This is a genomic window from Bacteroides sp. CAG:633 (assembly GCF_000435115.1).
Taxonomy (GTDB): domain Bacteria; phylum Bacteroidota; class Bacteroidia; order Bacteroidales; family Bacteroidaceae; genus Bacteroides; species Bacteroides ndongoniae.
The window spans coordinates 9,241-19,527 of the sequence record NZ_FR883034.1 but is presented as its reverse complement, the minus strand read 5'-3'; the positions used below and the strand labels follow the sequence as shown (position 1 = coordinate 19,527).

Genomic DNA, 10,287 nt, shown 5'->3' with positions numbered 1-10,287 from the left:
CCGACCGCCTGTACGAAGTAGCCATTGCCAAGCGCAAGATGGGACAGATATCCGAAAACGACCTGCTGCAACTGAAGCTCAACGCCCTGCAAAGCAAGGCCGACGTCACCGCTGCCGAAAGTAATCTGAACGCCAAAATGTTCCAGCTGCGCTCCTTCCTCGGCGTGTCCGAACAGGAAACCCTGAACCCGACGCTGCCTACCTCCGTCCCCATGCTCAACATGGAATATAAACGCGTGCTCGAAAAAGCATTGGAACGCAACTCCTTCGCCCAGAACATCCGACGCCGCCAGCTGGAAGCCGATTACGAAGTGGCTACCGCCCGCGGCAACCTGCGCAGCATCGACCTCTTTGCCAGTGTGGGCTACACAGGCCAGTCGAACGCGCTGTCGACATCCTACCGCGGACTGGTAGATAACCAAGTGGTGCAAGTCGGCGTCAAGATCCCCATCCTCGACTGGGGAAAACGGCGCGGACAAGTAAGGGTGGCCAAAAGCAATCGTGAAGTGGTGCTCTCCAAAATACGCCAGGAACAGATGGACTTCAACCAGAACATCTTCCTGCTGGTCGAGAACTTCAACAACCAGGCACAGCAGCTCAACATCGCCCAGGAAGCCGACCTCATCGCCGAGAAGCGCTATCGGACCAGCGTAGAAACCTTTATGATAGGAAAAATCAGCACCCTCGACCTGAACGACGCCCAGAACTCGAAAGACGAAGCCCGCCAGAAGCACATCTCCGAACTCTATTATTACTGGTACTATTTCTACCAGATACGCAGCCTCACCCTGTGGGACTTCGAACGCAACACCGAGCTCGAAGCCGACTTCGAGGACATTGTGAGAAGATAAAGCCGTCCGCCCACGTACGTTCCACGCACAAAAGACGGGCCGACCGCTTGCAACGTGCAAAGAGAATTGCTAACTTTGCACATACATTTAACTATACCTTATTATATATAAACATGATTCTTGTAATTGACGACGATAGCGCAGTACGTTCTTCGCTCAGCTTCATGCTGAAACGCGCCGGCTACGAAGTAAAGGCCGTGCCAGGCCCGCGCGAAGCCATCGACACCGTCCGCGCCGAAGCTCCGGCACTGATACTGATGGATATGAACTTCACCCTTTCTACAACCGGCGAAGAAGGACTTACCCTGCTGAAACAAGTAAAAATATTCCGCCCCGAAACACCAGTCATACTGATGACCGCCTGGGGCAGCATCCAGCTGGCCGTACAAGGCATGCAGGCCGGCGCCTTCGACTTCATCACCAAACCGTGGAACAACGCCGCCCTGCTGCAACGCATCGAGACAGCCCTCGAACTGAATGCGCCGCAGACAGAAAGCACCACCGAGAAGGCCGACACACTGGACCGCAGCCACATCATCGGAAAATCGCGCGGACTGACGGAAGTACTGAATACCGTAGCACGCATCGCACGCACCAATGCTTCGGTTCTCATCACTGGCGAAAGCGGCACCGGCAAAGAACTGATAGCCGAAGCCATCCACATCAATAGCCAGCGCGCCAAGCAGCCCTTCGTGAAAGTCAATTTGGGCGGTATCTCGCAAAGCCTTTTCGAAAGCGAAATGTTCGGCCACAAGAAAGGCGCCTTCACCGATGCCAGCGCCGATCGCATCGGCCGTTTCGAACTGGCCAATAAAGGAACCATCTTCCTTGACGAAATCGGCGACCTCGACCTTTCCTGTCAGGTAAAACTGCTCCGCGTATTGCAGGACCAGACCTTCGAAGTGCTCGGCGACAGCCGTCCCCGCAAAGTAGACGTACGCATCGTATCGGCCACCAATGCCGACCTACGCAAAATGGTATCCGAACGTACTTTCCGCGAGGACCTCTTCTACCGCATCAACCTCATCACCATCAAGCTTCCCGCCCTGCGCGAACGCCGCGAAGACATTCCCTTACTGACACGCTACTTCGCCGACCGCCAGGCCGAAGCCAACGGACTGCCCCACACCGAGTTTGCATCCGATGCCCTGAGCTTCCTGTCGAAACTCCCCTATCCGGGAAACATCCGTGAGCTGAAGAACCTCGTCGAGCGCACCATCTTTGTCAGCGGCAAATCCGTCATCACCGCTGCCGACTTCGATACCCAATACCTGCGCACCAACGAACAACCTCAAGCCACCGAGAACGTATCGTATGCCAACATGACGCTGGACGAAATCGAACGCCACACCATACTTCAGGCGCTCGAACGTCACAAAGGAAACCTCAGCCAGGTAGCCCTGGCGTTAGGCATCAGCCGGGCTGCCCTTTATCGCCGGTTGGAGAAATACAACATTGCGGTCAACAATCTTTCGTAAAACTCATAAACCATAACCGACGTGCGCATCAAGTCCTTCTTCATCATACTGGCTCTGATACTGCTGGCATTGTCAGGCGCTCTGGCATATTGGGCAACCCATCTGCCTGACAGCCGCCTACCTTATTATATAATGGAAGGAACGATCGCATTCATCCTGATCTACCTCATCGTCTTTTATAATAAGATTGTGAAGCCCATGCACACCATCGGAAACGGTATGGAGCTTCTGCGCGAACAAGACTTCAGCAGCCGCCTCAGCCCCGTAGGACAACACGAAGCCGACCGCATTGTGAACATCTTCAACCGCATGATGGACCAGCTGAAGAACGAACGCTTGCGCCTGCGCGAACAGAATCATTTCCTCGACCTTCTGATACAGGCCTCGCCTATGGGCGTCATCATCACCGATTTGGACGGAAACATATCGCAGGCCAACCCCATGGCCATCAAGATGCTGGGCATCCACCTCGAAAGCCTCTTAAACAAACCGATAGAGAAAATAGACTCCCCGCTGGCCAGCGAACTGGCAGCCCTCAGCAAAGAAGAGACGCGGGTGGTCCGTCTGAACGATGCTAACATCTACCGCTGCACTTTCACCTTTTTCATCGACCGCGGCTTCCAGCATCCTTTCTACCTGATAGAGCGCATGACCGACGAAGTGATACGCGCCGAAAAGAAAGCCTACGAAAAGGTGATACGCATGATAGCCCACGAAGTAAATAACACGACCGCAGGTATCACCTCTACGCTGGACACGGTAGAGCAGGCACTGGCCACCGAAAAAGATATGGAAGAAATCTGCGACGTCATGCACGTATGTACCGAACGCTGTTTTTCGATGAGCAAGTTCATCACCCGCTTTGCCGATGTGGTAAAAATACCAGAACCACTCCTCTCGCGGAACAGTCTGAACGAAACGGCCACCACCTGCGTACGCTTTATGGAAGGACTATGCAACGACCATCACATCCAGCTCACACTGCAATGCGCTCCCGATGTAGGAGACGTCAATCTGGACACCTCGCTTTTCGAACAGGTATTGGTCAACATCATCAAGAATGCTGTCGAAAGCATCGGCCAGGACGGAGAAATCAGAATCACCACCACCGCTCCTGCATCGCTCGAAGTAGCCGACAACGGTCCAGGCATCAGCAAGGAAACGGAAGAAAAACTATTCAGTCCCTTCTTTTCAACCAAGCCACACGGGCAAGGCATCGGACTTATCTTTATCCGCGAAGTGCTGAATCGCCATGGATGTACATTCTCACTGCGTACTTACAACGATGGCTGGACCCGTTTCCGAATTTCATTTCCATAAGAAATGGTTCTATCGTCGGTTACGTTGGGCATCAAATACCAATATAACACACCATCAATTCTAGGAAACATATATCATCATCCATATACAGCAGAAAAGAGAAGCATAATAAAACAGAACAATTTTCTGTTCTATTCTTTTCAACACTCCAATAAGACGGTGTCATAATCAGATAAAAGCTTATAAAAGCTAGTAGTTTTGTAACAGATATTGTTAAAGTGTTGCAAGAATGTTAAACTTAAAATGAATTTTGAAAAAAAATGCTGTAATTTTGCACGATAAAAAAAAATGTATGGGAAAAGAATTATCAAATAGAATTCAAACTTCTATTCTTAACGCGGCAGAAAAAAAGGTTCTTATCTGGCTGGCAGAAAGACAGCCTAAATGGGTAACTTCCGATATGCTGACGTACATTGGCCTTGGAGGAGCTTTTGTATGTGCGTTAGGCTATATCTTAGCAAATCAGAACCTCCAGTATTTGTGGATTTCATCACTAGGTTTCGTAATCAATTGGTATGGTGACAGCTTAGACGGAACATTAGCTCGTGTACGACAGGCTCAGCGACCCATTTACGGTTTCTTCATCGACCACACATTAGACGCCATTACTATATGTATTATATGTATAGGAGCAGGCTTGTCTCCAATCTTCCGTCTCGACATAGCATTGCTGGTACTTGCCGGATATTTGGTCTTATCTATTTATACGTATATCGGAACCATATTAAAAGGAGAATTTCTTCTGACTTATGGCTGTTTCGGTCCTACCGAGTTCCGACTGGTGATTATCCTTTTGAATACACTCATCATGTATACGCCATGGGTGGAAATCTCTTACAATTTCCATGGATACGAGTTTGGCTTATTCGATGTGGCAGGCATGGTCATTGTAGTTATCCTATTCTCCATGTTTTTCATGCAGTTTGTCAAAGACCGTAATCTGCTGGCCAAGCAAGATCCTCTTAAACCCTATAACCCTAAAAAATAAAAACTAAAACAAACGAAATCGTCCGTGCGTACATATATAGAATTTGTTGTTAGCCGTTTATTCGGTACAGGAGTCGATACCTTTGTACTGTGGATATGTTCCAAATTCATATTCCATGATTACTGGGGGATTTATGTCGTTTCTCCTGTCATCTCATTCGAGTTTGCCGTATTCAGCAATTTCGTATGTTCCTATTATTGGATATGGAAAGAACGTATTACCAACAAGAATATCAAGGATTTCACTTACCGATTCCTCATATTCAATTTTTCCTCGGTACTAGGTTTCTTGGTCAAGATGCTATTCTTGCTGCTGTTTCAGAAGATTTTCGGCTGGAATGTGGTATATTGCAACCTTGCAGCTCTCCTCATTTCCGGACTATTCAATTATTTTCTGGCAGAAACCATTGTATTCGGGAAACGTTCGATTGTATCCAAAGTTTCAAGCCGATAAATTATATAAATGCCTGAGACATAAAAGCAATCTGCCACAATAGCATATTACATATAACAATGAAATTGACTTTTTTATCATTAACATTGTTTTTCTGCACCCTGGGAAGTATATTTCCCCAGGCAATACAGGCACAGACTATGGTACAAAAGCAAGCTGTTCCTCCTGCAACGGAAGACAGCATACGCTTTAGCCTTCTGACTTGTGGCGCTGGTGAAGAGATTTACTCTCTTTTTGGGCATACGGCTATCCGATACGAGAACTTTACTAGGGGCATTGACGCTGTATTCAATTATGGGATATTCAGCTTCAATACCCCCAACTTCATTCTCCGTTTCACACTTGGAGAAACAGATTACCAACTGGGGGTTACTTCCTATAAACAATTTGCATACGAATACACTTGGACGGGACGGGATGTATGGCAGCAGACTCTGAACCTGAATGCAGAAGAAAAGAAAAAGCTGCTTGCCCTATTAGAAGAAAACTATCTTCCTCAAAACCGCATATACCGCTACAACTTTTTTTACGACAACTGCGCCACACGACCACGCGACCAGATAGAGCGCGCCGTACAGGGCACGCTGGAATATGCCGATGACATGACCTCATTCCAAACCGGAATCAGTTTCCGTGATATTGTCCATCAATACACGATAGGGCATTCTTGGGCACGTTTTGGCATTGATCTTTGCTTAGGTAGCCAAGCGGATAAAGACATCACCCGCCGGCAAATGATGTTTGCTCCCTTTTACCTGAAAGACTTTCTGGCAAAAGCTCAGCTAAAGAATATACCACAAGGTATGGAGCGACCGCTTGTCTCTTCCGAAGACCATATCATACAAAGCCCTCAACAGACAAGTACAGAAGAAGCCCCAAGCCCACTCCAAACAGCCTTCCTGTTGTTTACCATAGTAACTATTGCTACAGCTTATGGCATTTATCGGAGGAAAAGTCTATGGCTGCTTGATCTTCTGTTGTTTCTGGCTGCCGGTGTAGCAGGTTGCATACTGGCATTCCTTGCAAGCTTCTCCCAGCATCCTGCCGTCAGCCCCAATTATCTCCTTTTCTTATTTCATCCCTTGCATCTTTTGTGCCTACCATGGATGATAAAAAGAGTAAGAAAGAAAGAAAAAAGCATCTATATGTGGGCAAATATTACAGTTTTAACTTTTTTTATACTGCTTTGGGGGATAATACCGCAAGAATTTAACTTAGCTGTATTACCTTTGGCACTCAGTTTGTGGATACGTTCTGCAAGCAACCTTTATCTCACATATATAAGAAAATAATGAAAAAAGGACTGATCACTTCCATACTTGCGCTTACATTCAGCGGATTACAGGCTCAGCCGATGCCTGCTACTCCCAAGCTGGTGGTAACACTGACTATCGACCAGTTACGCACGGATTACATGGAAGCATTTTCCTCTTTGTATGGAGAAAAAGGATTCAAACGCCTGTTGCGTGAAGGCAAAGTATTTAGCCAGGCACAGTTTCCATTCGATGAAACAGATCGGGCCTCTGCCATTGCCACCCTTTATACAGGCACCACCCCATCGATACACGGTATCATAGCCAGTACATGGATGGATACACAAACGCTTCGTCCCCGAAACTGTGTGGACGATCCTGACTTTATGGGCAATTACACCGATGAGAACAGTTCGGCTTCCCAATTGCTCACCTCTACTTTATCTGACGAACTTAAAATAGCTACACGCAATCGTGCCTTAGTTTATTCTATCTCTCCCTTTCGGGATGCAGCCATTTTGGCAGCCGGACATGCAGGAAACGGTGCCTTTTGGCTGAATAAGATGACAGGAAAATGGTGTAGCACCACTTATTATAACGATTTTCCGTGGTGGATAAGCCAATATAATGACCGCAACTCTCCGGATTTCCGTATCAAAGATATGGTATGGGATCCGCTGTTCCCGGTTACCAGCTATACGTTTCTCCCCGAATGGAGAACCGATGCCTTCAAATATCATTTAAATAACGACCGTACAAATAGTTTCCGCAGATTAATTCTCAGTCCGTTTGCAAACGACGAAGTAAATCTGCTGACCGAAGAATTACTATCCAAAAGTACCTTAGGTAAAGACGAAATACCCGATCTATTAGCCCTTACCTATTACGCAGGCAACTATAACCATAAAAGCACACAAGAGTGTGCTATGGAAATACAAGATACCTATGCGCGCTTGGACCGCAGTATTGCCAACTTGCTTGACATGCTCGACCGCCACATAGGATTGCAGAATATCCTTTTATGTATCACTTCCACCGGCTATGCAGATCCTGAAGCAGCCGATGTTGGTATCTACCGTGTTCCGGGCGGTGAATTCTACCTGAACCGTTGTGCAACCTTACTGAACATGTACCTTATGGCTACATACGGAGAAGGCCAATACGTAGAAGGTTACCATAATCTGCAAATATATCTGAACCACAAGCTGATAGAAAGCAAACAGCTGGACTTAAACGAGATACAGGAAAAGTCTGCCCAGTTCTTAGTCCAGTTCAGTGGTGTAAATGAAGTCTATTCAGCCAATCGCCTTTTATTAGGTCCTTGGTCACCACAAATTGAACGTATCCGAAACAGTTTTCACCGCAAACGTTCTGGCGACTTACTCATAAAAGTATTGCCGGGATGGAGTGTTATGCAAGAAAACAATACCGATAATCGCGTAGTACGTTCTGCTGAAATACCAGCTCCACTTATATTATTAGGCCCAGGCATCAAACCCGAAACAATACGCATTCCTGTCTGCACAGACCGAGTTGCCCCCACTTTGGCAAAGGCCCTGCGTATCCGTGCACCTAATGCTTGTCAATCAACCCCGCTCGATTTCTGATTTTTATTTCTACAGAAATTCATTGGCATTATTGTATTCTTTCCAAACTGCGGTTCTCATTACGAATTAATCGGGTTTCATAGGAAAAAACTATGCTGAAAGACTACGTCCTCTATGCCGAATTTATTACCTTTGCATCGCAAAGTATATCAATCATATAGCTAATAATAATAAAAACAAATATATAAAATGGGATTTAATGAATTTTTAAGCTCGATCTTTGGCAATAAGTCCACACGCGACATGAAAGAAATACAGCCGTGGGTGAACAAAATCAAAGCTGCCTATCCGGAAGTAGCCAAGCTCGACAATGATGGCCTGCGCGCCAAAACAGAAGAACTGAAGGCCTACATCCGCAATTCTGCAGCCGAGCAGCGGGCCAAAGTAGATGAACTGAAAGCCAGTGTTGAGTCTACTGAACTGGAGGACCGCGAAGCACTCTTTACACAAATTGACAAAATCGAGAAAGAGATACTGGATATCTACGAAAAAGCCCTCGATGATGTATTGCCGGTAGCTTTTGCCATCGTGAAAGATACTGCCAGAAGATTTGCCGAAAACGAAGAAATTGTGGTTACTGCTACTGATTTCGACCGTCATCTGGCTGCTACCAAAGATTTCGTACGCATCGAAGGAGACAAAGCCATTTACCAGAACCACTGGATGGCCGGCGGAAACGAAGTTACCTGGAACATGGTACACTATGACGTACAGCTGTTTGGTGGTGTTGTTCTTCATAAAGGCAAAATTGCCGAAATGGCAACCGGTGAAGGTAAAACATTGGTAGCAACTTTACCCGTATTCCTCAATGCACTGACAGGAAACGGAGTACATGTCGTTACTGTAAACGACTACCTGTCTAAACGTGACTCTGAATGGATGGGACCGTTGTACATGTTCCACGGACTGAGCGTAGACTGTATCGACAAACATCGTCCCAACTCTGACGCACGCCGTCAGGCTTATATGGCAGATATCACTTTCGGTACCAACAACGAATTTGGTTTCGACTACTTGCGTGACAACATGGCCATCAGTCCGAAAGATCTCGTTCAGCGCCAACACAACTACGCCATCGTCGATGAGGTAGACTCCGTATTGATTGATGATGCACGAACTCCGTTGATCATCTCTGGTCCTGTACCCAAAGGTGACGATCAGCTGTTCGAACAACTCCGTCCGTTGGTTGAACGCCTGGTAGAAGCACAGAAAGTATTGGCAACCAAATATCTTGCCGAGGCCAAGCGTCTGATTGCTTCCGATGATAAGAAAGATCAGGAAGAAGGCTTCCTTGCTCTGTACCGCAGCCACAAGTGTCTGCCCAAGAACAAAGCATTGATCAAGTTCCTTAGCGAACAGGGTATCAAGGCCGGAATGCTCAAGACAGAAGAGATCTACATGGAGCAGAACAACAAACGTATGCACGAAGTTACCGATCCGTTGTATTTCGTTATCGATGAAAAGCTGAACAGTGTAGACCTGACAGATAAAGGTGTCGACCTGATTACCGGTAACTCCGAAGACCCAACCCTCTTTGTTTTGCCTGATATCGCAGCCCAACTCTCTGCCTTGGAGAATGAAAAAGACCTGACCGACGAACAGCGTCTGGCCAAGAAGGATGCTTTGATGACCAACTATGCCATCAAGTCGGAACGTGTACATACCATCAACCAATTGCTGAAAGCATATACTATGTTCGAGAAAGATGATGAATATGTAGTCATCGACGGACAAGTGAAGATTGTGGACGAGCAAACGGGTCGTATCATGGAAGGCCGTCGTTACTCTGATGGTTTGCACCAGGCTATCGAGGCTAAGGAAAGAGTAAAAGTAGAAGCCGCTACCCAGACTTTTGCTACCATTACATTACAGAATTATTTCCGTATGTATCACAAGCTGTCGGGTATGACCGGTACGGCCGAAACAGAAGCCGGCGAGTTCTGGGATATCTACAAACTGGATGTAGTGGTTATTCCGACCAACCGCCCCATTGCCCGTAAAGACATGAACGACCGCGTTTACAAAACTAAACGCGAAAAATATAAAGCCGTCATCGAAGAAATCGAAGCCATGGTTCAGGCCGGACGTCCGGTACTGGTAGGTACTACCTCGGTCGAAATCTCGGAAATGCTGAGCAAGATGCTGACCATGCGCAAGATTCCTCACAATGTATTGAACGCCAAGTTACACCAGAAAGAAGCTGATATCGTAGCCCAAGCCGGACAAAGCAGTACGGTAACCATCGCTACCAATATGGCCGGTCGTGGTACCGATATCAAGTTAAGTCCCGAAGTAAAAGCTGCTGGCGGTTTAGCTATCATTGGTACGGAACGTCAC

General features: G+C 47.0%; 8 protein-coding genes. All 8 read left to right on the top strand.

Going from position 1 to position 10,287, the window contains the following annotated elements:
• The coding region (locus QVP67_RS04655; protein WP_288179911.1) for a TolC family protein at nt 1-851 on the top strand (851 nt) is incomplete at its 5' end.
• A 113-nt stretch (nt 852-964) separates the two neighbouring features.
• Nucleotides 965-2,329 carry a sigma-54-dependent transcriptional regulator gene (locus tag QVP67_RS04650; RefSeq protein ID WP_022162396.1) on the top strand — a complete coding sequence of 455 codons (1,365 nt, stop codon included), beginning with the start codon at nt 965-967 and terminating at the stop codon, nt 2,327-2,329.
• Between the two features lie 21 nt (nt 2,330-2,350).
• Nucleotides 2,351-3,649, top strand: a complete 1,299-nt coding sequence (locus tag QVP67_RS04645; protein WP_022162395.1) for a sensor histidine kinase — start codon at nt 2,351-2,353, stop codon at nt 3,647-3,649.
• A 292-nt stretch (nt 3,650-3,941) separates the two neighbouring features.
• The gene (locus QVP67_RS04640; protein WP_022162394.1) at nt 3,942-4,637 is read left to right on the top strand and encodes a CDP-alcohol phosphatidyltransferase family protein; all 696 of its coding nucleotides are present in this window, start codon (nt 3,942-3,944) and stop codon (nt 4,635-4,637) included.
• A 24-nt stretch (nt 4,638-4,661) separates the two neighbouring features.
• On the top strand, nt 4,662-5,090 hold the full coding sequence (locus QVP67_RS04635) for a GtrA family protein (RefSeq protein WP_022162393.1): 429 nt from the start codon (nt 4,662-4,664) through the stop codon (nt 5,088-5,090).
• Between the two features lie 59 nt (nt 5,091-5,149).
• Nucleotides 5,150-6,382, top strand: coding sequence for a lipoprotein N-acyltransferase Lnb (gene lnb, locus QVP67_RS04630; protein ID WP_022162392.1), 1,233 nt, complete (start codon nt 5,150-5,152; stop codon nt 6,380-6,382).
• Nucleotides 6,382-7,950 carry an alkaline phosphatase family protein gene (locus tag QVP67_RS04625; RefSeq protein ID WP_022162391.1) on the top strand — a complete coding sequence of 523 codons (1,569 nt, stop codon included), beginning with the start codon at nt 6,382-6,384 and terminating at the stop codon, nt 7,948-7,950. Before lnb ends, QVP67_RS04625 begins: the two co-directional genes overlap by 1 nt.
• 189 nt (nt 7,951-8,139) lie before the next feature.
• The coding region (locus QVP67_RS04620) for a preprotein translocase subunit SecA (protein WP_288179910.1) at nt 8,140-10,287 on the top strand (2,148 nt) is incomplete at its 3' end.

Coding starts and splice junctions, on each gene's coding strand:
- QVP67_RS04625 (WP_022162391.1), top strand. CDS start 6,382: ATGAAAAAAGGACTGATCACTTCCATACTTGCGCTTACATTCAGCGGA.
- lnb (WP_022162392.1), top strand. CDS start 5,150: ATGAAATTGACTTTTTTATCATTAACATTGTTTTTCTGCACCCTGGGA.
- QVP67_RS04640 (WP_022162394.1), top strand. CDS start 3,942: ATGGGAAAAGAATTATCAAATAGAATTCAAACTTCTATTCTTAACGCG.
- QVP67_RS04650 (WP_022162396.1), top strand. CDS start 965: ATGATTCTTGTAATTGACGACGATAGCGCAGTACGTTCTTCGCTCAGC.